The sequence below is a fragment of the Amycolatopsis sp. CA-230715 genome, from assembly GCF_018736145.1.
Lineage (GTDB): Bacteria > Actinomycetota > Actinomycetes > Mycobacteriales > Pseudonocardiaceae > Amycolatopsis.
In genome coordinates this window covers 2,072,065-2,099,058 of sequence record NZ_CP059997.1, presented here as the reverse complement: position 1 = coordinate 2,099,058, position 26,994 = coordinate 2,072,065, and the positions used below count along the sequence as shown (strand labels likewise).

Here is a 26,994-nt window from a genome sequence, read left to right as displayed (position 1 = left end):
AGGTGGCGAACGAGGAGACGCTTCGCGACTACCTCAAGTGGGTCACAGCCGATTTGCACGAGGCGCGCCAGCGGCTGAAGGAGCTGGAGTCCGGCGCGCAGGAGCCGATCGCCATCGTCGCGATGAGCTGCCGCTACCCCGGTGGGGTGCGGTCGCCGGAGGATCTGTGGCGGCTGCTCGACGGCGGCACCGACGCGATCGGCGACTTCCCGACCGACCGCGGCTGGGACCTCGACGCCCTCTACAGCGAGGACCCCGACAGCCCCGGCACCAGTTATGTGCTCAAGGGCGGTTTCGTCGAGGGCGCTGGTGAATTCGACCCCGCGTTCTTCGGCATTTCCCCGCGCGAAGCGCTCGCGATGGACCCCCAGCAGCGGATCCTGCTCGAAGTCTCGTGGGAGGCGCTCGAGCGCGCGGGTATCGATCCCACCTCGGTGCGCGGCAGCCGGATCGGCGTGTTCGCCGGGACCAGCGGCCAGGACTACGCCTCGGTGCTGGCCAGCGAGCTGGAGAACGTCGCGGGTCATGTGACCACCGGGAACATCGCCTCCGTGCTGTCCGGCCGGGTGGCCTACACCCTCGGCCTCGAAGGGCCCGCGGTCTCGGTCGACACCGCGTGCTCGTCGTCGCTGGTGGCGCTGCACCTCGCCTGCCAGGCCCTGCGCAACGGCGAGTGCACCATGGCGCTGGCCGGTGGTGTGACGATGCTGCCGAGCCCCGGCCTGTTCGTCGAGTTCAGCCAGCAGCGCGGCCTCGCCTCCGACGGCAGGTGCAAGGCGTTCGCCGAGGCCGCCGACGGCACCGGCTGGGGCGAGGGCGCCGGTCTGCTGCTGGTGGAGCGGCTGTCCGACGCCAGGAAGAACGGCCACGAAGTGCTCGCCGTGGTGCGGGGCAGCGCGGTCAACCAGGACGGTGCGTCGAACGGGCTGACCGCGCCGAACGGGCCGTCGCAGCAGCGCGTCATCCGGCAGGCGCTGGCCAACGCCGGATTGTCGCCCGCCGACATCGACGCCGTCGAGGCGCACGGCACCGGGACCACCCTCGGCGACCCGATCGAGGCGCAGGCGCTGCTGGCCACCTACGGCAAGGACCGCCCGGCCGGGCGTCCGCTGCGGCTCGGGTCGATCAAGTCCAACATCGGGCACACCCAGGCGGCCGCGGGTGTCGCCGGCGTGATGAAGATGGTGCTCGCGATGCGGCACGGCACGCTGCCGCGGACGCTGCACGTCGACGCGCCCACCTCGCACGTGACCTGGTCGGACGCGGTGTCGCTGCTGGCCGAGCCGGCGCCGTGGGCCGGTGGCGACGCGCCGCTGCGCGCCGGGGTGTCGTCCTTCGGGATCAGCGGCACCAACGCGCACACCATCCTCGAACAGGCCCCCACCGAACCCGCGGCGGAGGACGTCCCGCCCGCCCCGCTTGCCGCGGTCCCGTGGGTGCTGTCCGGTAAGACCGCCGAAGCGCTGACCGCGCAGGCCGAGCGGCTGCGGACGCACCTGGGCGCCGGGCAGGCCGCGCGCGACGTCGGCTATTCGCTCGCCACCGGCAGGGCCGCGCTCGCCCACCGCGCCGTGCTGGTCGGCGCGGACGAAGGCGCGCTCGGGACGGCGCTGGACCTGCTGGCTTCGGACGAGACCGGGCCCGGTGTCGTCACCGGGGTGGCGGACGTGCGGGGCAAGGTCGTGTTCGTGTTCCCCGGTCAGGGTTCGCAGTGGACCGGCATGGCGGCGGACCTGCTGTCCACCAGCGAGGTGTTCGCTTCCCGGTTTGCCGAGTGCGAGCGGGCGTTGTCGTCCTTTGTGGACTGGTCGCTTTCGGACGCGGTGCGCGACGAGGCGGCGCTGGAGCGGGTCGATGTCGTGCAGCCCGTGTTGTGGGCCGTGATGGTGTCTTTGGCCGCGGTGTGGCGTTCCTTTGGTGTGGAGCCTGCCGCGGTGCTGGGTCATTCGCAGGGTGAGATCGCGGCCGCGGTGGTCGCGGGTGCACTGTCCCTTGAGGACGGTGCCCGCGTGGTGGCGTTGCGGAGCCAGGCGATTCGGGACGAGCTGGCCGGTCAGGGCGGCATGGTCTCGATCGCCCAGCCGGAAGCCGCAGTCCTCGGACGGATTTCCCGTTTTGGCGACCGGGTCGCGGTGGCCGCGGTCAACGGGCCCGGGGTCACCGTGATCGCCGGTGAACCCGAGGCACTGGCCGAGATTCTGGCCGAGTGCGAGGCGGAAGAGGTCCGGGCGCGCAAGATCGCCGTGGACTACGCCTCGCACACGCCGCAGGTGGAGTCCATTCGGGACCGTCTGCTGGAGGTCCTGGCCCCGATCCAGCCCCGCACGGGCGAGATCGCGTTCTTCTCGACCCTCACCGGTGACTGGCAGGACACCGCTGGCCTCGATGCCGGGTACTGGGTGGACAACCTGCGCCACACCGTCAAGTTCGAGCAAGCCACCAGGGCTTTGGCCGAGCAGGGCTACCGGTTCTTCGTCGAGTCCAGCGCACATCCCGTGCTGACCATCGGCGTCGACGCGACCTTGGAGACGGTCGATGGCGGCGGCGCCGCGATCGGAACGCTGCGTCGCGACGAAGGCGGCTTCGCGCGGTTCCTGACCTCGCTCGCCGAAGGGTACGTGCGCGGCCTCGCCGTCGACTGGAAGACCGTGTTCGACGGGACCGGTGCGCGCCGCGTCGACCTGCCCACCTACGCCTTCCAGCGCAAGCGGTACTGGCCGAAGGCCGCGACCTGGCTCGGCGACGTCGCCGCCGTCGGCCAGGGTTCCGCCGACCACCCGCTGCTCGGCGCGGTCATCTCGCTCGCCGACGCCGACGGTTCGCTGCTGACCGGCAGGCTGTCGGCGCAGACCCACCCGTGGCTGGCCGAACACCGGGTCAACGACGCGATCCTGTTGCCCGGCACCGCTTTCGTCGAACTGGCCATCCGCGCCGGCGACCAGGTCGGCTGCGATCTCGTCGAGGAGCTGACCCTCGAACTGCCGCTGGTGCTGCCCGAGCGCGGTGGCGTCCAGCTCCAGCTCGCCGTGGGGCCCGCCGACGAAACGGGCCGCCGGTCGCTGACCGTCCATTCGCGACGCGAGGACACCGCGGACCTGCCGTGGACCCGCCACGCCAGCGGCGTGCTCGCGGCCGGGGGCGCCGGGGCCTCCTTCGACCTCGCGGCCTGGCCGCCCGCCGAAGCCGAGGCCATCCCCGTCGGGCAGCTCTACCCCGGGTTCGCCGAAGTCGGGCTCGGCTACGGCCCGGCGTTCCAGGGCGTCCGCGCGGCGTGGCGGCGCGGTGACGAGATCTTCGCCGAGGTCGTGCTGCCGGAATCGCAGCACGCCGAGGCCGCGAAGTTCGGCCTGCACCCCGCCGTGCTCGACGCGGCGCTGCACCCCGTCGCACTCGGCCTGCTCGACGGCGTAGAGCAGGGCAAGGCGCTGCTTCCCTTCTCCTGGAACGGGGTTTCGCTGCACGCGTCGGGTGCCAACGCGCTCCGCGTCCGGCTCACGCCGTCGGATTCCGGCTTTGCGATCGCGGTCGCCGACGGCACCGGCGCGCCCGTCGCCGTCGTGGACTCGCTCGTCCTCCGCCCGCTCGCCGACGAAAAGCTGGTCGCTGCCGCCGGACCGCTGCACGAATCCCTGTTCCGCGTCGACTGGCCGGTGCTGCCCGCGGTCCCGGCCGCGCCGGACGGGCGCCGGTGCGCGCTCGTCGGCGGCGACCGGCACGGCTTCGCCGACGCGCTGCTCGCCGCGGGCACCGCGGTGGCGGAGTACACCGACCTGGACGCGCTGGGCGACGCGATCGACGCGGGTGCCGCCTTCGACGACGTGCTGTTCGTTCCGTCCACTGTGGACAACGCGGTCGCGGATGTGTACGCCGTGACCGAGCACGTGCTCGACGTGGTGCGGCGGTGGCTCGCCGACGAACGCTTCTCCGCCGCGAAACTGCTGGTGCTCACCAGGAACGCGATCGCGGCGGAGCGCGCCGAGGACGTCACCGACTTCCCCGCGGCCACGATCTGGGGACTCGTCCGCTGCGCGCAGGCCGAGAACCCCGACCGGGTGAGCCTGCTGGACGTCGACGACACCGCCGAATCCCACCGCGCGCTGCTGGCCGCGGCCGGCTCCGGGGAACCGCAGCTCGCGCTGCGCTCCGGCGTGGTCAGGGTGCCGAGGCTGGCCAGGGCGACCGCGGACACCGAGCCCGTCGCGCCGTCGCTCGATCCCGAAGGCACCGTGCTCATCACCGGCGGCACCGGAACCCTCGGCGGCCTGCTGGCCAGGCACCTGGTGACCGAGTACGGGGTGCGCCACCTCCTGCTGACCAGCCGCCAGGGCGAGCGGGCGCGCGGTGCCACCGAACTGCGGGACGAGCTGATTGCGCTCGGCGCCGAGGTGACGATCGCCGCCGCCGACGTGGCCGACCGCGCCGCGCTGGCCGCGCTGCTGGCCGAAATCCCCGCCGGGCACCCGCTCACCGGCGTGGTGCACACCGCGGGCGTGCTCGACGACGGCGTCTTCTCGGCGCTCACCCCGGACCGCGTGCGCACCGTGCTGCGGCCGAAGGTCGACGCCGCGGTCAACCTGCACGAGCTGACCGAGGGGCTCGACCTCGCGATGTTCGTGCTGTTCTCCTCGGCCGCCACGCTCGGCAACGCCGGTCAGGCCAACTACGCCGCGGCGAACGCCTTCCTCGAGGCGCTCGCCCAGCACCGCGTGGTCAACGGGCTGCCGGGCCGCGCGCTCGCGTGGGGGCTGTGGGCCGAGCGCAGCGCGATGACCGGGCACCTCGCCGAAGAAGGCGTCGAGCGCCTCAGCCGCAGCGGGGCCGCCCCGCTGAGTTCCGCGCGGGGCCTCGAACTCTTCGACATCGCGTCCACAGTGGACGATGCGGTGCTGGTGCCGATGAACCTCGACCTCGCCGAGTTCGAACGCACCGCGGCGAGCCAGCCGGTGCCGCTCTGGCTGCGCGGCCTCGTCCGCACCCCGGCGCGCCGCACCGCCGCCGCGGGCAGCGGCGGTTCCACACTGGCGCAGGAACTGGCGGCGCTGCCCGCCGCCGACGCCGACCGCGCCGTGCTGGACCTCGTGCGCGGCAAGGTGGCCGCGGTACTGGGCTACGCGGGCGCGGGCACCGTCGACGCCGGGCTCCCGTTCCGCGAACTGGGCTTCGACTCGCTCACCGCGCTGGAACTGCGCAACCAGCTCAACGCGGCGACCGGGCTCCGGCTGACCGCCACCGCGGTCTTCGACTACCCGACGCCCACCGTGCTCGCCGGGCACCTGAAGACCGAGATCCTCGGCATCGCCGCGGAAAGCGCCGCCACGGCCGCGCCGGTGCGCACCGAAGCGCTGGACGACCCGATCGCGATCATCGGCATGAGCTGCCGCTACCCCGGTGGCGTCCGGTCGCCGGAGGACTTGTGGGACCTCGTCCTCGGCGGCACCGACGCGATCTCGGTGCTCCCCGGCGACCGCGGGTGGCAGCTCGACGCGCTGTACGACCCGGACCCGGACAACCGCGGCACCTCCTACGCCGCCGCGGGCGGGTTCGTCTACGACGCCGCAGACTTCGACCCCGGGCTGTTCGGGATTTCGCCGCGTGAGGCCCTCGCGATGGACCCGCAGCAGCGGTTGCTGCTGGAGGCGTCGTGGGAGGCGTTCGAACGCGCCGGGATCGCGCCGGAATCCGTGCGCGGCAGCCAGACCGGGGTGTTCGCCGGGCTCATGTACCACGACTACGTCACCAGGGCGTTCGTCGTGCCCGACGGCGCGGAGGACGTGGAGGGCTACCTCGGCAACGGCAGCGCGGGCAGCGTCGCGTCCGGCCGGGTCGCCTACACCTTCGGCCTCGAAGGCCCCGCCGTCACGGTCGACACCGCCTGCTCCTCCTCGCTCGTGGCACTGCACCTGGCGTGCCAGGCGCTGCGTTCGGGCGAGTGCGAAATGGCGCTCGCGGGTGGCGTCACGATCCTGTCCACGCCGGGTGTGTTCGTGGAGTTCTCCCGCCAGCGCGGCCTTGCCCCCGACGGCCGGTGCAAGTCCTTCTCGGAGTCCGCGGACGGCACGGGCTGGGGCGAGGGTGTCGGGATGCTGCTGGTGGAGCGGCTGTCCGATGCGCGTCGTAACGGGCACGAGGTGCTTGCGGTGGTGCGGGGTTCGGCGGTGAACCAGGATGGTGCGTCGAACGGGTTGACGGCGCCGAACGGTCCTTCGCAGCAGCGGGTGATTCGGCAGGCACTGGCGAGTGCGCGGCTCGCACCGTCCGATGTGGACGCCGTGGAGGCGCACGGCACCGGAACCACGCTGGGCGATCCGATCGAGGCGCAGGCGCTGCTCGCGACCTACGGCCAGGACCGCGAGCGCCCGCTGTGGCTGGGCTCGGTCAAGTCCAACTTCGGGCACACCCAGGCCGCGGCGGGTGTCGCGGGCGTGATCAAGATGGTCATGGCGATGCGCCACGGCGTGCTGCCCCGCACGCTGCACGTGGACCAGCCGTCGTCCCATGTGGACTGGACGGCGGGCGCGGTCTCGCTGCTCACCGACACGACGCCGTGGCCGGAGACCGGAGACCCGCGCCGCGCGGGCGTTTCCTCGTTCGGGGTCAGCGGTACCAACGCGCACACGATCATCGAGCAGGCACCCGAGCGCGAGCCGGTCGCCGACGAGCGGGAGCCCGTCGGCCACCCGCTGCCGTGGGTGCTTTCCGCGAAGACCCCCGAGGCGTTGAAAGCGCAGGCTTCCCGTCTTCTGTCGCATGTGGATGGTCTCGCCGAGGTCGACGTGGCCTATTCGCTGGCGACGACGCGCGCGGGCCTGGAGCACCGCGCGGTCGTGGTCGGACCGGAGTTCGCGGACGCCTTGGCGGCACTCGCCGAGGGAGCGGCCTCCTCGGCCGTGGTCACCGGGGTGTCCCGCGGTGAGCCTCGGATGGCGATCCTGTTCTCTGGTCAGGGTTCGCAGCGTGCGGGGATGGGCCGGGAGCTATATGGGGAGTTCCCCGTTTTCGCTTCCGCGTTGGATGCGGTGTGTGCGTATCTGGACAAGTCCCTGGATCGTCCGATCAAGGACTTGATGTTCGCCGAGGACGGCGAGCCGCTCAATCAGACGCAGTACACGCAGGCGTCTTTGTTCGCGCTGGAAGTTGCGCTTTACCGGCTGGTGGAGTCCTGGGGTATCCGTCCGGACTTCGTCACCGGGCATTCGATCGGTGAGCTGACTGCGGCTCACGTCGCGGGTGTGTTGTCCCTTGAGGACGCGGCGGCGCTGGTGGTGGCGCGGGGCCGGTTGATGCAGGCGCTGCCTACGGGCGGGGCGATGCTTTCGGTGCAGGCGAACGAAAACGAGGTCAAGCCTCTGCTGGAGGGGCTTGAGGACAAGGTGTCGATCGCCGCGATCAACGGGCCGAGGTCCATCGTGGTCGCCGGTGACGAAGAAGTGATCGCCGGGTTCGAAGCGTCCTGGGAGTGGAAGACCAAGCGGCTCAAGGTAAGTCACGCGTTTCATTCGCCGCGGATGGCGCCGATGCTGGCGGAGTTCCGTGTTGTTGCCGAGGGTTTGTCGTTCGAGGCGCCGCGAATCCCGGTGGTGTCCAATGTGACCGGTGCGCTGGCGGAGGTGACCGATCCCGAGTACTGGGTGCGGCATGTTCGCGAGGCGGTGCGGTTCGCCGATGGTGTGCGGTTCCTGGCCGATCAGGGTGTGAGCACGTTCCTGGAGCTGGGCCCGGACGGTGTGCTGACCGGGATGGCGCAGGAGTCCGTTCCGGACGCCGTCGCGGTGCCGGTGTTGCGGCGCGATCGCGAGGAGCCGCGTGCTCTGGTGACGGCGCTGGCGCGGTTGCAGGTTTCGGGTGTTTCCCTGGATTGGGAGTCGTTCTTCGCGGGTACCGGTGCCCGAACCGTGGACCTCCCCACTTACGCCTTCCAGCGGGAGCGGTACTGGCTGGAATCGGCCGCGGTAGACCTGGCGGCGATCGAGCGCGATGTCGCGGATGCCCAGTTCTGGGATGCGGTCGAGCGCGAGGACCTGGCCGGGTTGGCCGAGGTGTTGCACGTTGACGATGCCTCGTTGGCGGCGGTGGTGCCCGCGTTGTCGTCGTGGCGGCGGGTGCGTCGTGAGCGGTCTGTTGTGGACGGTGTGCGGTACCAGGTTTCCTGGACTCCGGTGACTGTCGAGCCCACGGCCGTGGAAGGCCAGTGGCTGCTGGTGGTCCCCGAGAACGGGACCGTGCTGGCCGAGGCGCTGGGGTCGCGGATCGGGGACCTGACCGTGCTGTCGGTGCCCGAAGACATCGACCGAGCCGCGCTGGCCGAGAAGATCCGTGAATCCGCCGGTGACGACGGGTTCGCAGGTGTGGTGTCGGAACTAGGTCTGTTCGGACTGCTGGCTTTGGTCCAGGCACTGGAAGACACCGGTGTCACCGGCCGGGTCTGGGGCGTGACCCGGGGTGCGGTGACCGCGGGCGATCGGGCGTCTGATCCCGGGGCCGCGATGGTGTGGGGCGCCGGGCGTTCGATCGCGTTGGAGTACCCGCAGCGGTGGGGCGGCCTGATCGACCTGCCCGAGTCCCTCGACGACCGCGCCATCGGCCAGCTGACCGGGGCACTGACCGGCACCGAGGTCGAGGTCGCGATCCGGGGCGCGGGCGTGCTCGCCCGCCGGTTGAACCACGCGTCCGCCACGACCGAAGAGACCTGGACGCCGCGGGGCACGGTCCTGGTCACCGGGGGCACGGGCGCGCTGGGCGGGCACGTCGCGCGCTGGCTCGCCGCGCAGGGGGCGGAGCGGATCGTCCTGGTGTCGCGGCGCGGCCGGAACGCCGACGGCGTCGCCGAACTGGAAGCCGAACTCACCGAAGCCGGTGCCGAGGTCGAGTTCGCCGCGTGCGATGTCGCGGATCGCGATGCGGTGGCGGCTCTGCTGGACCAGGTATCGGTGAACGCGGTGGTGCACGCCGCGGGGATCGTCGACGACGGGGTGCTGGATTCGCTGACCCCGGAGCGGGTCGCGGGTGTCCTGCGCCCCAAGGCCGACGCCGCCCGCAACCTCCACGAACTCACCAGCGACCTGGACGCCTTCGTCCTCTTCTCCTCCGCTGCCGGGGTGCTGGGCGGCGCCGGGCAGACCAGTTACGCCGCGGCGAACGCCTACCTCGACGCACTGGCCGAGCAGCGCCGCGCCGACGGGTTGCCCGCGACCGCGATCGCCTGGGGCCCCTGGGCCGGTGGCGGCATGGCCGCCGCCGGAGACGTGGAAGACCGCGCCCGCCGGGGCGGGATCGCCGCGCTGGAGCCGGAAACCGCGCTGCGCGTGCTGGCGCGGGCTGTCGGCACCGACACCGCGCTGACCGTGCTCGACGCGGACTGGACGCGGTTCGCGGCCAGGATGTCCGGCCCGCTGCTGGCCGAGCTGCCCGAGGTCTCGGCGGCGAAGCCCGCCGAGGGCAGCGCGGTCGACGTTTCCGAACTCGCGAACCGGCTCGCCGGGCTGCCCGAGAACGAACGCCTCGAAGCCGTTCTCGACGTGGTCCGGTCCTTCGCTGCGGCCGTGCTGGGGTACGCGGGCGCCGAGGCGATCGACCAGGATCGGGCGTTCCGCGATCTCGGCTTCGACTCGCTCACCGCGCTCGAATTCCGCAACCAGCTCGGTGCGGCGGTCGAGGTGCCGTTGCCCGCGACGCTGGTGTTCGACTACCCGACGCCGGTCGCGCTGGCGCGCTTCCTGGTCGGTGAAGTGCTCGGAACCGGTTCCGCGGTGGCGGCTCCGGTGGCCGGGGTGGCCGCGGCGGACGAGCCGATCGCGATCATCGGGATGAGTTGCCGGTTCCCTGGCGGGGTGTCCACTCCGGAGCAGTTCTGGGACCTGATCGTCTCCGGCACCGACGCCCTGTCCGACTTCCCCGACGATCGCGGCTGGGACCTCGCCTCGCTGTACCACCCGGACCCGGACCACCCCGGGACGGCCTACGTGCGCGAAGGCGGTTTCCTCGACGACGCCGGTGGGTTCGACCCGGCCTTCTTCGGGATTTCGCCGCGCGAGGCCTTGGCCATGGACCCGCAGCAGCGGTTGCTGCTGGAGACCGCGTGGGAAGCCTTTGAGCGTGCGGGAATCGACCCGACTTCGCTGCGCGGGTCGCAGACCGGTGTGTTCGCCGGGACCAACGGCCAGGACTACGCCGCCACGCTGGCGTTCTCGGCTGACCAGTTCGACGGGCACGCGAGTACGGGTAATGCGGCGAGTGTGGTGTCGGGTCGGGTGTCGTATGTGTTGGGGCTTGAGGGTCCGGCGGTGACGGTGGATACGGCGTGTTCGTCGTCGTTGGTGGCGTTGCATTGGGCGATGCAGGCGTTGCGGTCGGGTGAGTGTGGGTTGGCGTTGGCTGGTGGGGCGACGGTGATGGCGACGCCGGGGACGTTTACGGAGTTTTCGCGGCAGCGTGGGTTGTCGGTGGATGGTCGGTGTAAGGCGTTCGCGGAGTCGGCGGATGGTACGGGGTGGGGTGAGGGTGTGGGGTTGTTGCTGGTGGAGCGGTTGTCGGATGCTGAGCGGAATGGGCATCCGGTGTTGGCGGTGGTGCGGGGTTCGGCGGTGAATCAGGATGGTGCGTCGAATGGGTTGACGGCGCCGAATGGTCCGTCGCAGCAGCGGGTGATTCGCCAGGCCCTTGCCAATGCGCGTCTGGAACCGTCCGACGTGGACGCGGTGGAAGCACATGGCACGGGTACCACGCTTGGTGATCCGATCGAGGCACAGGCGTTGCTGGCGACGTATGGGCAGGATCGGGACGTGCCGTTGTGGTTGGGGTCGGTGAAGTCGAATATTGGGCATACGCAGGCTGCCGCGGGTGTGGCGGGTGTGATGAAGATGGTGTTGGCGTTGCAGCGGGGTGTGTTGCCGCCGACTCTGCATGTGGATGAGCCTTCGTCGCATGTGGACTGGTCCGCGGGCTCGGTCGCGTTGCTGACCGACGCGACTCCGTGGCCGGAGACCGGCGCTCCCCGCCGCGCAGGCGTCTCCTCCTTCGGGGTCAGCGGGACGAACGCGCACACCATTCTCGAACAGGCCCCGGTAACGGAACGTCCGCTGCCGGAGTCCGCTGTCGGCGCTGCCCCGTGGATCCTGTCCGCGAAAACCGCGGAAGCGCTCAGCGCGCAGGCCGCGAACCTGCGCGCCCATGTCGCCGAGCGCCCGGACCTGTCGATCACCGATGTCGGCTATTCGCTGGTGTCGTCGCGGGCGGTGTTGGAGCAGCGCGCGGTGGTGATCGGCGACCGGGAAACCTTGCTGTCCGGGCTGGATGCCTTGGCGGGTGGCGGTTCGGCCGCGCAGGTTGTCACCGGGGTCGCTGACGTGCGGGGCAAGATTGTGTTCGTGTTCCCGGGTCAGGGTTCGCAGTGGGCCGGCATGGCCGTGGACCTGCTGTCGTCCAGTGCGGTGTTCGCTTCCCGGTTTGCCGAGTGTGAGCGGGCGTTGTCGTCCTTTGTGGACTGGTCGTTGACCGAGGTGGTCGGTGACGAGGGCGCGTTGGAGCGGGTGGATGTGGTGCAGCCGGTGTTGTGGGCTGTGATGGTGTCGTTGGCCGCGGTGTGGCGTTCGTACGGTGTGGAGCCTGCTGCGGTGGTGGGTCATTCGCAGGGGGAGATCGCGGCGGCGGTGGTCGCGGGTGCGCTGTCTCTTGAGGACGGTGCGCGTGTGGTGGCGTTGCGGAGCCAGGCTATCCGGGACGAGCTGGCCGGTAAGGGCGGCATGGTCTCCATCGCCCAGCCCGAGAGCGCCGTGGTTGAGCGGATCGAACGGTTCGGTGATCGGGTCGCGGTGGCCGCGGTCAACGGCCCCGGAACCACGGTCATCGCGGGTGAACCCGAGGCGCTCGCCGAGATCCTGGCTGAGTGCGAGGCGGAAGAGGTGCGGGCGCGGAAGATCGCGGTGGACTACGCCTCGCACACCCCACAGGTCGAGTCCATCCGGGACCGTCTCTTGGAGGTGCTGGACCCGATCCAGCCCCGCGCCGCAGAGGTCGCGTTCTTCTCGACTCTGACCGCCGACTGGCAGGACACCACCGGCCTGGATGCCCGTTACTGGGTGGAGAACCTGCGCCACACGGTGAAGTTCGAACAAGCAACGCGGGCGCTCGCTGAGCAGGGTTACCGGTTCTTCGTCGAATCCAGCGCGCACCCCGTGCTGACCATGAGCGTGCAAGAAACCCTCGACATGCTCGACACCGAGGGTGTCGCGATCGGATCGTTGCGCCGCAACGAAGGCGACCTCGACCGCTTCCTCATCTCCGCCGCCGAAGGCTACGTCCGCGGCCTCGCCGTCACCTGGACCGCAGCCTTCCCCGCCGGTACCCACCACGTCGACCTCCCGACCTACCCGTTCCAGAACCAGCGCTTCTGGCCGAAACCCGGGTCGTGGGCCGGTGACGTCGCCTCGGTGGGGCAGCGCTCCGCCGACCACCCGCTGCTCGGCGCGGCGGTCGCACTGGCCGGGAGCGACGGTGTGCTCTTCACCGGACGCCTGTCGGTGCCGAACCAGCCGTGGCTCGGCGGACACACCGTCGGCGGGACGATCCTGTTGCCCGGCACGGCTTTCGTCGAGCTGGCCATGCGCGCCGGCGACGAGGTGGGCTGCGAGTTCCTCGACGAGCTGACCCTGGAAGCGCCGCTGGTGCTGCCCGCGCAGGGCGCGGTGCACATCCAGGTCGCGGTGGGGGAGCGCGACGAAATCGGCAGGCGCACGCTGACCGTGCACTCCCAGCCGGAGAACAGTGCACTGTGGACACGGCACGCGAGCGGGTTCCTCGCCGAGTCCGGGCGCCCGGCGGCGTTCGACCTGTCGGCGTGGCCGCCAGCCGGTGCCGAACCCGTCGAGATCACGGGCTTCTACGAGGGGCTCACTGAGGCCGGATTCGGCTACGCACCGGTGTTCCGCGGCCTGCGGGCGGCATGGCGGCGCGGTGACGACGTGTTCGCCGAGGTGGAACTGCCCGCCGACGACCACGCCGACGCGGGCGCCTTCGGGGTGCACCCCGCGCTGCTGGACTCCGCGTTGCACGCCATGGGCTTCGGCGAGTTCACCAAGAACGTCGACGGGGCCGGGATGCCGTTCGCCTTCAGCGGGGTGGACCTCTACGCCACGGGGGCGACCCGGCTGCGCGTGCAGCTTTCCCCCGCGGGCGGTTCGGGCGCGTCGGCGGTGCTCGCCGACGACACCGGCGCGCCGGTCGCGCGGATCGACTCGCTCGTGGTACGCCCGGTGTCGGCCGATCAGCTCGCCGCGTCCGGCCCCGACCTGCGCGAAGCACTGTACGAACTGGACTGGCCGGAACTGCCCGACATCGCGCCGGTCGCCCCGTCGGGTCCGTGGGCCGTGCTCGGCGCCGACGACCTCGGTCTCACCGCGGCGCTCGACGCCGCCGGAATCGCCGCGGAGCACCACCACGACCCGGCCGACCTGGCGCAGGTGCCCGAACTCGCCCTGCTTCCGGTGCGGTCCACAGTGGACGCACGCGAGGTCACCGCCGAGGTGCTCGGAACCGTGCGGTCGTGGCTGGCCGACGACCGCTTCGCGGGCACGAGGCTCGTCGTGATCACCCGAGGTGCGGTGGTCGCCGCACCCGGCGACCCGATCGATCCCGCGCAGGCCGCCATCTGGGGCCTGGTGCGCTCGGCACAGGCCGAGCACCCCGGCCGGTTCCTGCTGGTCGACCTCGACGGCGCGGACGGATCCACCGGACTGCTGCCCGCCGCCGTCGAAGCGGACGAGCCGCTGCTCGCGATCCGGTCCGGCGTCGTGCGGGCCGCGCGCCTGGCCAGGCTGGGCACCGGCGGTTCGCTGGTCCCGCCGCCTGGGACACCCGGCTGGCGGCTCGGCGCCTCGGCCACCGGCACCCTCGACGGCCTCGCGCTGGTCGAGCACGCCGACGCGCTCGCGCCACTGGGCGAAGGGCAGGTGCGGCTCGCGATCAGCGCCGCGGGAGCCAACTTCCGCGACGTGCTGATCGCGCTCGGGATGAACCCCGGCGAGGAAGAACTCGGCGGAGAAGCGGCCGGAACGGTCCTCGAGACCGGCGACGGCGTGACCGGACTGGCGCCGGGCGACCGCGTGTTCGGCGTGGTGCCGGGCGCGTTCGGCCCGGTGGCGGTGGCCGATCACCGCGCGCTGGCGCCGATCCCGGACGGCTGGACGGCCGAGCAGGCCGCGGGCGTCCCGGTCGCGTTCCTCACCGCCTACTACGCCCTGCACGACTTGGCCGGGTTGAAAGCGGGCGAGAAGCTGCTGGTGCACTCGGCCGCGGGCGGCGTCGGCATGGCCGCGGTGCAACTCGCGAAGCACTTCGGCGCCGAGGTGTTCGGCACGGCGAGCCCGGCGAAATGGGACGCGCTCCGGTCGCTCGGTTTCGACGACGACCACGTTGCCTCGTCGAGGGACCTCGACTTCGAGGAGCAGTTCCGCAAGGTCACCGGCGGACACGGCATGGACGTCGTCCTCGACTCGCTGGCACAGGAGTTCGTCGACGCGTCGCTGCGGCTCACCGCGCCCGGTGGGCGGTTCGTCGAACTCGGCAAGACCGATCTCCGCGATCCCGACCTGGTCGCGATCGACCACGAGGACGTCGAATACCGGGCCTTCGACCTCGGCGCCGCGGACCCGGACCGGACCGGCGAGGTGCTCCGTGAACTGCTCGGGCTCTTCGCCAAGGGCGCGCTGAAGCCGCTCCCAGTGACGTCGTGGGACGTGCGCAGGGCGCGCGAGGCGTTCGGATTCTTCCGGCAGGCCAAGCACATCGGCAAGATCGTGCTGACCACGCCGCCCGCGCTCGACCCCGAGGGCACGGTGCTGGTCACCAGCGCGGCCGCACTGCCGATCGCGCGCGGACTGGTCTCCGAACACGGTGCGAAGCGACTCCTGCTACTCGGCTCCGACGACGAGACCACTGTGGACGCCGACGTGGCAGTTCAGCCGTGCGACGTCACCGACCGCGCCGCGCTGGCTGAGGCGCTGGCCGGGCACCGGCTGACCGCGGTGGTGCACGCCGCGGACGCGGTGGCCGGTGGCGCGGTCGAAGAGCTGACGCCAGAAGGGATCGAGGCCGCGTTCCGGTCCAAGGTGGACACCGCGGTGCACCTCGACGAGCTGGCCGGGGACGTCGCGATGTTCGTGGTGTTCTCCTCCGCGGTTTCCGCGCTCGGTGCGGCGAACCGCGCCGCCGACGCGGCGGCGGACGCCTTCCTCGACGCACTGGCGCGGCACCGCCGCGGCCGCGGCCTTCCAGCCACCGCACTGGCTTGGGGCCCCGCGGAGCACACCGCGGACGGGTTCGTCCCGCTTCCCGCCGACGCCGGACCGGCGCTGTTCGCCATCGCGTCCACTGTGGACGAAGCGGCGCTGTTCCCGGCACCGGTGGACGTCGCAGCGCTGGGGCGATCCTCCGGCGGAGTGCCTTCGCTCTTCCGCGGCCTCGTCCGGACGTCGAGCAGGCGCGCGGTCGGTACCGCGGGTACGGAGGTCGACGCCTCGGCGCTGGCCAGGCGGTTGGAGGGCCTTTCCGACGCCGAACGGGAAGCAGTGCTGCTCGAACTGGTCTGCGGGCACGTCGCCGCGGTGCTCGGCCACGACACCGCGGACGCGGTGGAACCGGACCGCGCGTTCAAGGAGCTCGGCTTCGACTCGCTGACCGCGGTCGAGCTGCGCAACCGGTTGACCGCGGCGAGCGGCCTGCGGCTGCCCGCGACGCTCATCTTCGACTACCCGACGCCCGCCGCGCTCGTCGAGCACCTCCACGCGGGGCTGGCGACGGACCGGGCGCCCGCCGCGAGCGGCGTGCACGCCGAGATCGACAAGCTGGAGTTCATCCTCTCGATGGTCTCCCCGCCCGGCACCGGCGAAGCCGGCGAGCGCGACCGGATCACCGAGCGACTGGAGGCGCTGATGGCCAAGTGGCGCGAGACGGCCACCCCACCGGCGGAGCAGGACGGCGGGGCCGACGACCTCGACTCGGTCAGCGACGACGAACTCTTCGACCTGCTCGACAACGAACTCGGCAAGTCCTGACCGGCTCACGCCGCCGAACACCGCGAAGCCGAAACACCGCGTAGGGGAGCCACAGCCAGATGGAGAACGAGAACAAGCTCCGCGACTACCTCAAGCGCGCGACCGCTGATCTGCGCCAGGCGCGCAGGCAGGTCCGCGAGCTCGAGGAACGCGATTTCGAGCCGATGGCGATCGTCGCGATGAGCTGCCGGTTCCCCGGAGGCGTCACCTCGCCGGAGGAGCTGTGGGACCTGGTGGTCGACGGCCGCGACGTGATCACCCCGGTGCCGGAGGACCGCGGCTGGGACATCGCGTCGATGTACGCCGCCGAGGGCGGTTTCGTCTTCGACGGCACCGAGTTCGACGCGGGCTTCTTCGGCATCTCCCCGAACGAGGCACTGGCGATGGACCCGCAACAGCGGCTGCTGCTGGAGACCTCGTGGGAGGCCATCGAACGGGCCGGGATCGACCCGTTTTCGTTGCGAGGGAGCCGGACCGGGGTGTTCGCCGGCGCCGCGACCTCGGGGTACGCGATCGGCATCGGCGAGCTGCCGGAGCAGATCACCGCGCACGTCATGACCGGGACCACCGGCAGCGTGGTGTCCGGCCGCATCGCCTACTCGCTCGGGCTCGAAGGCCCGTCGATGACCGTCGACACGGCGTGTTCGTCGGCGCTCGTCGCGATGCACCTGGCCGCACAGGCGCTGCGGCGCGGCGAATGCTCGCTCGCGATCGTCGGCGGCGTGACCATGGTGGCCGAGCCGAGCGTGTTCGCGGAGTTCGGCCGCAAGAACGGGCTCGCCTCCGACGGCCGGTGCAAGGCCTTCTCCGAAGCGGCCGACGGCATGGGCGCCGCCGAGGGCGCCGGTGTGGTGCTGATGGAGCGGCTGTCCGACGCGCGCCGCAACGGGCACCGGGTGCTGGCCGTGGTGCGGGGTTCCGCGGTGAACTCCGACGGCGCGTCGAACGGGCTGACCGCGCCGAACGGGCCGGCGCAGCAGCGGGTGATCCGGCAGGCCCTCGATAGTGCGAACCTGTCCGCCGCCGATATCGACCTGGTGGAGGCGCACGGCACGGGAACTTCGCTCGGCGACCCGATCGAAGCGCAGGCGCTGCTCGCGACCTACGGGCAGAGCAGGCCCGCCGAGGCGCCGGTTCGGCTCGGCTCGGTGAAGTCCAATATCGGGCACACCCAGGCCGCCGCCGGGATCGCCGGGCTGATCAAGGTGGTCATGGCGGTGCGGCACGGGATCATGCCGAAGACGCTGCACGTCGAACAGCCGTCGTCGCATGTGGACTGGGATTCCGGCGCGGTCTCCCTGCTCACCGAGAACGCCTCGTGGCCGGAAACGCCGAGGAGCCGCCGCGCCGCGGTGTCGTCGTTCGGGATCAGCGGCACGAACGCGCACGCCATCGTCGAGCAGGCGCCACCGGAGGAAGCGGCCGAGGAAAGCACCGAGGCCACCAAGCGCCCAGCCGTGCTGCCGTGGGTGCTCTCCGGCAAGACGGAGCAGGCGCTGCGAGCACAGGCCGACCGGCTCCTGTCCGTTGTGGACGGTCTGGACGAGCTGGACGCGGCGTACTCGCTGGCGACGACCCGCGCGGCGCTCGAACACCGCGCGGTGCTCGTCGGCGCCGAACGCGACGACTTGGTCGCGGGGCTGCGGGCACTGGCCGACGGGTCCGCGTCCTCGGCGCTGGTCCAGGGCGTCGCGCAGGGCAGCCGCGGCAAGTCGGCGGTGTTGTTCTCTGGTCAGGGTTCGCAGCGTGCGGGGATGGGCCGGGAGCTATATGGGGAGTTCCCCGTTTTCGCTTCCGCGTTGGACGCGGTGTGTGTGGAACTGGACAGGTCCCTGGATCGTCCGGTGAAGGAGTTGATGTTCGCCGAGGACGGCGAGCTGCTTAATCAGACGCAGTACACGCAGGCTTCCCTGTTCGCGCTCGAAGTGGCGTTGTACCGGTTGGTCGAGTCGTGGGGTGTGCGTCCGGATTTCGTGACGGGGCATTCGATTGGTGAGCTGACCGCGGCGCATGTGGCCGGGGTTCTGTCGCTTGAGGACGCGGCGGCGTTGGTGGCGGCTCGGGGACGGTTGATGCAGGCGCTGCCCACTGGTGGGGCAATGCTTTCGGTGCAGGCCACTGAGGAAGAGATCAAGCCCTTGCTGGAAGGGCTTGAGGACAAGGTGTCGGTCGCGGCGATCAACGGGCCGAGGTCCATTGTGGTCGCGGGTGATGAGGATGTGATCGCTGGGTTCGAGGTGTCCTGGGAGTGGAAGACCAAGCGCCTCAAGGTTTCGCACGCGTTCCACTCGCCGCGGATGGAACCGATGCTCGCGGAGTTCCAGCGGATCGCCGAGGGGCTGTCGTTCCAGGAACCCCGGATCCCCGTGGTGTCCAATGTGACCGGCGCGGCCTTGAACGTCACCGAGGTGACCGACCCCGGGTACTGGGTCCGCCACGTCCGCGAAGCGGTCCGGTTCGCCGACGGCGTGCACTACCTCGCCGGTCAGGGTGCGACGAGGTTCCTGGAGCTGGGTCCCGACGGCGTGCTCACTGGAATGGCCGCAGAGTCCGTTTCGGACGTCGCACTGGTGCCCGCGCTGCGACGTGACCGCGACGAGGTGCTTTCCCTCGTGACCGCGCTTTCCGTGCTCCACGTCGCGGGCGTCGCCGTGGACTGGCACGCCTTCTACGCCGGTACCGGGGCCAAGACCGTCGAACTGCCGACCTACGCGTTCCAGCGCCAGCGGTACTGGATCCAGCCGACGATGGTGCCCGTGGCGGAGGGCGGCGCGCCCGCAGACTCCGAAGAGGCTTTGTTCTGGGACACCGTCGAACGTGGCGACCTGGCATCGCTGAGCGAGGCACTGGGCATCGACGGCGACCGTCCCTTCACCGAAGGCTTCACCGCGCTGTCGAACTGGCGCCAGCAACGCCGGGTTGTGTCCACAGTGGACAACTGGCGGTACCAGGTCGGCTGGAAGCCGGTGACCGCGGGCGGCACGGCGAAGCTGTCGGGAACCTGGTTCGTCGTCGCTCCTGAGGGCAGCGAGGACTCCGACCGGATCGCCGAATTGGTGCGCGCCAAGGGTGCCGACGCGGTGGTGGTCGCCGGTGGCACCGATCGCGCCGCACTCGGTGCCCGGCTCGGTGAACTGGCACCGCCCGCGGGCGTGGTTTCCTTGCTGGGCCTCGACGAGCGCCCGCACCCGGAGTTCCCGGCGGTGCCGCTCGGCGTCGCCGCGACCGTCGCACTGGTCGGTGCGCTGGCCGATCTCGGCATCGAGGCGCCGCTGTGGCTGCTGACCAGGGCAGCGGTGGCCGTCGGCAGGGCCGACGCCGCGCCGAGCCCGGCGCAGGCGCAGGTGTGGGGGCTCGGCCGCGTGATCGGGCTGGAACACCCGCAGCGGTGGGGCGGCATGATCGACCTCCCCGCGGTGCTCGACGACCGGGCCGCCGCGCGGGTCGTCGCCGCGCTCTCCGGGATCGAAGACGAGGACCAGGTCGCGGTGCGCGACACCGGCGTGTTCGCGCGCAGGCTGTGGCGCGCTCCCTTGCAGGGCAAGGAACCCGAGCGTCCGTGGACGCCGAGGGGCACCGTCTTGATCACCGGTGGCACCGGCGCGCTCGGCGGCCACGTCGCCCGCTGGCTCGCCGCCAACGGCGCCGAACACCTCGTCCTGACCTCGCGTCGTGGCCGCGACGCCGAAGGCGCGGCCGATCTCGAAGCGGAGCTGACCGCGCTCGGCACCGAGGTCACCATCGCCGCCTGCGATGTCGCCGACCGCGACGCGCTCGCCGCGCTGCTGGCGGGACTCGGGCCGCTGAGCGCCGTTGTGCACACCGCGGGCGCGGTCGGGTTCGCCCCGATCCTCGAAACCGACGCTCGCGGCGTCGCCGAAGTCGCCACCGCGAAGGTCCTTGGCGCGGCGAACCTCGACGAACTCCTCGGCGACACCGAACTCGACGCGTTCGTGCTGTTCGCGTCCAACGCGGGGGTTTGGGGCAGCGGTGGGCAGCCCGCCTACTGCGCCGCGAACGCCTACCTCGACGCGCTCGCCGAATCCCGGCGCGCCCGCGGCCGCACCGCCACCTCGATCGCCTGGGGCGCTTGGGCCGGAGAGGGACTCGCGGCCGACGAGGAGTCCGAGAGCCAGCTCCGCAGGCGCGGCGTGCTGAGCATGGCACCGGAGCTGGCCGTGTCGGCGCTGGTGCAGGCCGTCGAACACGACGAGACGGTCGTCGCGGTGACCGATGTGGACTGGACCCGGTTCGTGCCCGGCTTCACCGCGGCTCGCGCGCGGCCGCTGATCAGCGAGATCCCCGAAGTCGTCACGGCGCTTTCGGACACAGTGGACAGTGGTACCGTGGACGGTCCCGCGCTGTCCCAGCGGCTGGCCGGGCTTGCCGAAAGCGAGCACCAGCGCGTGGTGCTCGACCTGGTGCGGGCCGAGGCGGCCGCGGTGCTCGGATTCGCCGGTGCGCAGGACGTTTCACCCGGCCAGGCGTTCCGGGACATGGGCTTCGACTCACTGTCCGCGGTCGAGATGCGCAACCGGCTGTCCGCCGCGACCGGGGTGCGGCTGCCGACGACGCTGGTGTTCGACTACCCCAACGCCGAAGTGCTCACCGACCACCTGCTCCGCGAGGTGACCGGTGCCGACGGCGCGGCCGACGCCCCCGTGACGGTCGCGGCCGCGACCGACGAGCCGATCGCGATCATCGGGATGGCCTGCCGCTATCCCGGCGGGGTGGACTCGCCCGAGGGCCTCTGGCAGCTCGTCTCCACCGGGGTCGACGCGTTGTCGACGGCGCCGGAGGACCGCGGCTGGGGTGCGCTCGGCCAGAGCACCGGCGGGTTCGTCGAGAACGCCGGCGAGTTCGATGCGGCGTTGTTCGGTATTTCGCCGCGTGAGGCTTTGGCGATGGATCCTCAGCAGCGGTTGTTGCTGGAGGCGTCGTGGGAGGTGTGCGAGCGGGCCGGGATCGATCCGAGTTCGTTGCGGGGCAGCAAGACCGGGGTGTTCGCGGGTGCGTCGACCTCGTCGTACGGCACCGGGCTGGGACAGGTGCCCGACGGTGTCGAGGGCTACCTGATGACCGGGACCTCCGGCAGCGTGGTGTCGGGCCGGGTTTCCTACACCCTCGGGTTGGAAGGCCCCGCCGTCACCGTGGACACCGCGTGCTCGTCGTCCCTGGTGGCCTTGCACCTGGCGACGCAGGCGCTGCGGGCCGGTGAATGTTCCCTGGCGTTGGCCGGAGGCGTCACCGTGATGGTCACGCCCGGCGCGTTCGCGGAGTTCGCCCGCCAGGGCGGGCTCGCGAGTGATGGCCGGTGCAAGTCGTTCGCGGAGGCCGCGGACGGCACCGGATGGGGCGAAGGCGTCGGGATGCTGCTGGTGGAGCGGTTGTCCGACGCTCGCCGCAATGGGCACGAGGTGCTGGCCGTGATCCGGGGCAGCGCGGTGAACCAGGATGGTGCGTCGAACGGGTTGACGGCGCCGAACGGTCCTTCGCAGCAGCGGGTGATCCGTGATGCGTTGGCGAACGCTGGGCTTTTTCCGTCTGATGTGGACGCGGTGGAGGCGCACGGTACCGGGACGGTGCTGGGTGATCCGATCGAGGCGCAGGCGCTGCTCGCGACCTACGGCCGCGACCGGGAAAACCCGTTGCTGCTGGGCTCGATCAAGTCGAACATCGCGCACACGCAGTCCGCGGCCGGGGTCGCCGGTGTGATCAAGATGGTCCTCGCCATGCGGAACGGGGTGTTGCCGAAGACGTTGCACGTGGACGAGCCGTCGTCGCATGTGGACTGGTCGGCGGGTGCGGTTTCGCTGCTGACGGAGAACGCCGAGTGGCCGGAGACGGGGGCGCCGCGGCGTGCGGGTGTGTCGTCGTTCGGGGTGAGCGGGACGAACGCGCACACGATCGTGGAGCAGGCTCCGGCGGTCGAGACTCCGGCGGTCGCGGATCGTACGCCGGTGTCGCGTCCGCTGCCGTGGGTGCTCTCGGGCAAGAGCAAGGAAGCGGTGCGGGCGCAGGCTGCCCGCCTCCTGTCGCATGTGGATGGTCGTGCCGATGTCGACGTCGCGTTCTCGCTGGCGACGACCCGTGCGGCGCTGGAACACCGCGCCGTGGTGGTCGGTGCGGAGCATGACGAGTTCCTGAGCGGGCTGAAGGCGATAGCCGAGGACGCGCCGTCGGGTGCGGTCGTCACAGGTCTCGCTCGCGGCACCGCGCTGTCCGCGATCCTGTTCTCTGGTCAGGGTTCGCAGCGTGCGGGGATGGGCCGGGAGCTATATGGGGAGTTCCCCGTTTTCGCGGATGCCCTGGACGCGGTGTGCGCGTATCTGGACAAGTCCCTGGATCGTCCGGTCAAGGACCTGATGTTCGCCGAGGACGGCGAGCCGCTCGACCAGACGCAGTACACACAAGCCTCCCTGTTCGCGCTGGAAGTCGCGCTTTACCGGCTGGTCGAGTCGTGGGGTATCCGTCCCGATTTCGTGACGGGGCATTCGATTGGTGAGCTGACCGCGGCGCATGTGGCCGGGGTGTTGTCGCTTGAGGACGCGGCGGCGCTAGTGGTCGCGCGGGGCAGGTTGATGCAGGCGCTGCCCACCGGTGGGGCGATGCTGTCGGTGCAGGCGACCGAAGCTGACATCGCTCCGTTGCTGGAGGGGTTCGAGGAGCAGGTGTCGATCGCGGCGATCAATGGTCCGAGGTCGGTGGTGGTCGCGGGTGATGAGGATGTGATCGCTGGGTTCGAGGCGTCTTGGGAGTGGAAGACGAAGCGGCTCACGGTGTCGCACGCGTTTCATTCGCCGCGGATGGAGCCGATGCTGGCGGACTTCCGCAAGGTGGCGGAGAGCTTGACGTTTGAGGCGCCGAAGGTGCCGGTGGTGTCCAATGTGACCGGTGCGGTGGCGGATGTGACCGATCCGGACTACTGGGTCCGGCACGTGCGGCATGCGGTCCGCTTCGCCGACGGCGTCCGGTATCTGGCTGACCAGGGTGTGACGACGTTCCTGGAACTCGGCCCGGACGGTGTCCTCACCGGGATGGCCGCGGAATCGGTGTCCGAGGTGACGGCGGTGACCGCGTTGCGTCGCGACCGCGACGAGGTGCACACCCTGACCGCCGCCGTCGCGAAACTCCACACCGCAGGTGTTTCCGTTGACTGGCAAGCGTTCTTCGACGGCACCGGCGCCCGAACCGTGGACCTCCCCACTTACCCGTTCCAGCGCGAGCGGTACTGGCTCGAATCGGTCGGCGGGATCGGTGACGTGTCCTCGGCCGGGTTGCTGCCCGGTGGGCACCCGCTGCTGGGTGCCGCGGTGGAACTGCCCGACGAAGCCGGGGTCGTGTTCACCGGGCGCGTTTCCCTGGCCACGCACCCGTGGTTGTCCGGGCACGCGGTCGGCGGCACCGTTCTCGTCCCGGGTACCGCACTCGTCGAACTCGCCATCCACGCCGGTGACCAGGTCGGCTGCGGGGTGCTCGACGAGCTGACCCTGCAGGCACCGCTGGTGCTGCCCGAGCACGGCGCCGTGCTGCTGCGGCTCGTGGTCAGCGGCATCGAGCACGACGGCCGCCGTTCGGTGACGCTGTACTCCCAGCCCGCCGACGCCGACGGCACCCAGCCGTGGCAGCCGCACGCGAGCGGCGTGCTGGCGCCCGCCGTCGACCGGCAGGCACCGGCCGACGAGCTGACGGTGTGGCCGCCCGAAGGCGCCGAAGCGGTTTCGGCGGAGCCGATGTACGCGGATCTGACCGAGTCCGGGTTCTACTACGGCCCGGCGTTCCAAGGCCTGCGTTCGCTGTGGTGGGCCGGTGACGAGGTGTTCGCCGAACTGGTGCTGCCGCCGGACTACCACCAGGACGCGAGCCGGTTCGGGATCCACCCCGCGCTGTTCGACGCGGCGCTCCACCCGCTCGGCCTCGGCACGTTGACCGGTTCCGGTCCCGGCCTGCCGTTCGCCTGGTCCGGTGTTTCGCTGTACGCCTCCGGCGCGACTTCGCTGCGGGTGCGGCTGTCCTCCAACGGTGCGGGCGGAGTGTCCATTCTGGCCACCGACACGACCGGCCAGGCGGTGTTCTCGGTCGATTCGCTGGAGATCCGTCCGGTGCCCACCGACCAGCTCACCGCCGCGGGCACGACCGATCGGGACTGGCTGTTCGGTGTGGACTGGACGCCGCTGCCCGAATCCGGGACGGCAGAGGCGTCCTCGGTCACGTTGGGTGCCGACTGGGGTCTGTCTGCTTTGGACGGTGTGCCGGAGTTGGTTCTCGCGGAGGTTCCGTCGTCGTCCGGTGTGGACGCTTCGGAGGTTCGTGGTGTGGTCGGTGATGTGTTGTCGTTGGTGCGGTCGTGGTTGGCCGATGGGCGTTGTGCCGGGTCGCGGTTGGTGGTGGTGACGCGGGGTGCGGTGCCGGTGGGTGGTTCGGACGTCGATGTGGTGGGTGCCGCGGTGTGGGGTCTGGTGCGGTCGGCGCAGTCGGAGAACCCGGACCGGCTGGTGCTGGTCGACACCGATGGTTCGCTGGATCCGGGTGCGGCCGTGGGCACCGGGGAGCCGCAGGTGGCCATTCGTGACGGTGTGGTGTGGGCGCCGCGATTGGGTCGTGCGGGGGCGGGTTCCTTGGTGCCGCCCGCGACCGGGCCGTGGCGGTTGGATGTGTCGTCGCCGGGCACCCTGGACAACCTGGTGTTGGTGGAGTCGCCGGAGTCGGTGCGGGAGTTGTTGCCGCATGAGGTGCGGGTCGGGGTGCGGGCGACCGGGGTGAATTTCCGGGATGTGTTGATCGCGCTGGGGATGTATCCGGGTGCGGCGGCGATGGGTAGTGAGACCGCGGGTGTGGTGCTGGAAACCGGTGCCGAGGTTTCCGGGCTGGTTCCGGGGGATCGGGTTCTGGGGATCACGGAACTCGCGTTCGGGCCGGTCGCGGTCGCGGATTCTCGGTTGCTGGTGCGGGTTCCGGAGGGTTGGTCGTTCGAGCAGGCCGCTTCCACTCCGACGGTGTTCTTGACCGCGTATTACGGTTTGCATGATCTGGCTGGGCTCCACAGTGGTCAGAAGGTGTTGGTGCACGCGGCCGCGGGTGGGGTCGGTATGGCCGCCGTCCAGTTGGTACGCCACCTCGGGGCGGAAGTGTTCGCCACCGCCAGTACCGGTAAGTGGGACACGCTGCGGGAAATGGGTCTGGATGACGAGCACATCGCGTCGTCGCGTGATGCCGGGTTCGGTACGAAGTTCCCGGCGGTGGATGTGGTGGTCAACTCGCTGACCGGGGAACTCCTCGATGCGTCATTGCGGCTTCTGAAGCCGGGTGGGGTGTTCGTGGAGTTGGGTAAGGCCGATGTCCGCGATCCCGGACAGGTGGCTGCCGACTACAGCGGTGTTCAGTATCGGTCGTTCGATTTGGGTGATCCGGCGCCGGAGCGGATGCAGGAGATGCTCACGGCTTTGCTCGATCTGTTCGAGCAGGGCGCGCTCACCGCGTTGCCGGTGCGGACGTGGGATGTGCGGCGTGCGGGTGAGGCGTTGCGGTTCATCAGTCAGGCCAAGCACGTCGGCAAGGTGGTACTCACCATCCCGCCCGCGCTCGACCCGGACGGCACGGTCCTGGTCACGGGTGGTACGGGCGCGTTGGGTGCGCTGTTGGCCCGGCACCTGGTCACCGAGCACCAGGTCAAGCACTTGCTCATCACTTCTCGTCGTGGTGGTGAGGCACCGGGTGCCGCGGACTTGGTGGCGGACCTGGAAAGCCTGGGCGCGACGGTGACCTTGGCTGCCTGCGATGCGGCTGATCGCGACGCGCTGGCCGGAGTGTTGGCGGCGATCCCCGAAGACCATCCCCTCACCGGCGTGGTGCACACCGCGGGCGTCGTGGACGACGGGGTGATCGACTCGCTCACCCCGGAGAAACTGGAGAAGGTGTTGCGGCCCAAGGTGGACGCGGCGATCAACCTGCACGAGCTGACTCAAGACTTGGCGATGTTCGTGCTCTACTCCTCGGCCGCGGCCACCTTCGGCGCGCCGGGGCAAGGAAACTACGCGGCGGCGAACGCGTTCCTGGACGCGCTTGCCCAGCACCGCCACAGCCAGGGCCTGCCCGCGCAGTCACTGGCGTGGGGTTTGTGGGCCACCGACGGCGGCATGACCGGCGAGCTGGGCGAGGCCGATCTGCAGCGGATGAGCCGTGGCGGCGTCCTGCCGCTGACCCCGCAGCACGGACTCGCCCTGTTCGACAAAGCATCCACAGTGGACGAACCGGTCCTGGTCCCGATCGGACTCGACACCGGTGCCATCCGGCAGACGGACCCCGCCGCGGTACCCCCGCTGCTGCGCGGCCTGGCGCGCGCCACGGTACAGCGGCGGACCGCGGCCGGGCAGTCGGCCGAAGCGGACGGCCCGTCCCTCGCGCAGCAACTCGGCGCGCTCGGCGAGCCGGAACGGCTTCGGCTCGTCCTCGATCTGGTGTGCGGGCACGTAGCCGCAGTGCTCGGACTGGCTTCGGCCGCGGCGGTCGATCCGCTGCGCCCGTTCCAGGAAATGGGTTTCGACTCGCTGACCGCGGTCGAGCTGCGGAACCGGCTCGGCGCCGAGACCCAGCTGCGGTTGCCGCACACCATCGTGTTCGACAACCCGACGGCCGACGCGCTCGCCGCGCACCTGCTCGCCGAACTCCCGCTGGAGAAGGGGGGCCAGGCGGCGCAGCTTCGCCAGGAGCTGGACCGGCTGGACTCCGTGCTCGCGACCACGACGGTGGACGACGAGGAGCACGAGGAAATCACGCGACGGCTGAACGAGGTGCTCGCGAAATGGGGCAACGGCCGACGCGCCGCGGCACCGAGCGCCGCCGCGACCGACCTGGAATCGGCGACGGCCGACGAGATCTTCGATCTCATTGACAACGAGCTGGGAATGTCCTGATGCACGGGATTCGCGGTGTGGTGACGACCTCGAGG

At 71.0% G+C, this 26,994-nt stretch carries 2 protein-coding genes; both read left to right on the top strand.

All coding sequences use genetic code 11. From position 1 onward, the window contains the following. Window positions 1-2: 2 nt before the first annotated feature. The gene (locus HUW46_RS48250; protein WP_254126005.1) at window positions 3-16,046 is read left to right on the top strand and encodes a type I polyketide synthase; all 16,044 of its coding nucleotides are present in this window, start codon (window positions 3-5) and stop codon (window positions 16,044-16,046) included. Window positions 16,047-16,105: 59 nt separating this feature from the next. Beyond that, a complete protein-coding gene (locus HUW46_RS09750) occupies window positions 16,106-26,959 on the top strand; it encodes a type I polyketide synthase (protein WP_215546977.1) in 10,854 nt (3,617 codons plus the stop codon). The last annotated feature ends 35 nt before the right edge of the window (window positions 26,960-26,994 follow it).

Coding starts and splice junctions, on each gene's coding strand:
- HUW46_RS09750 (WP_215546977.1), top strand. CDS start 16,106: ATGGAGAACGAGAACAAGCTCCGCGACTACCTCAAGCGCGCGACCGCT.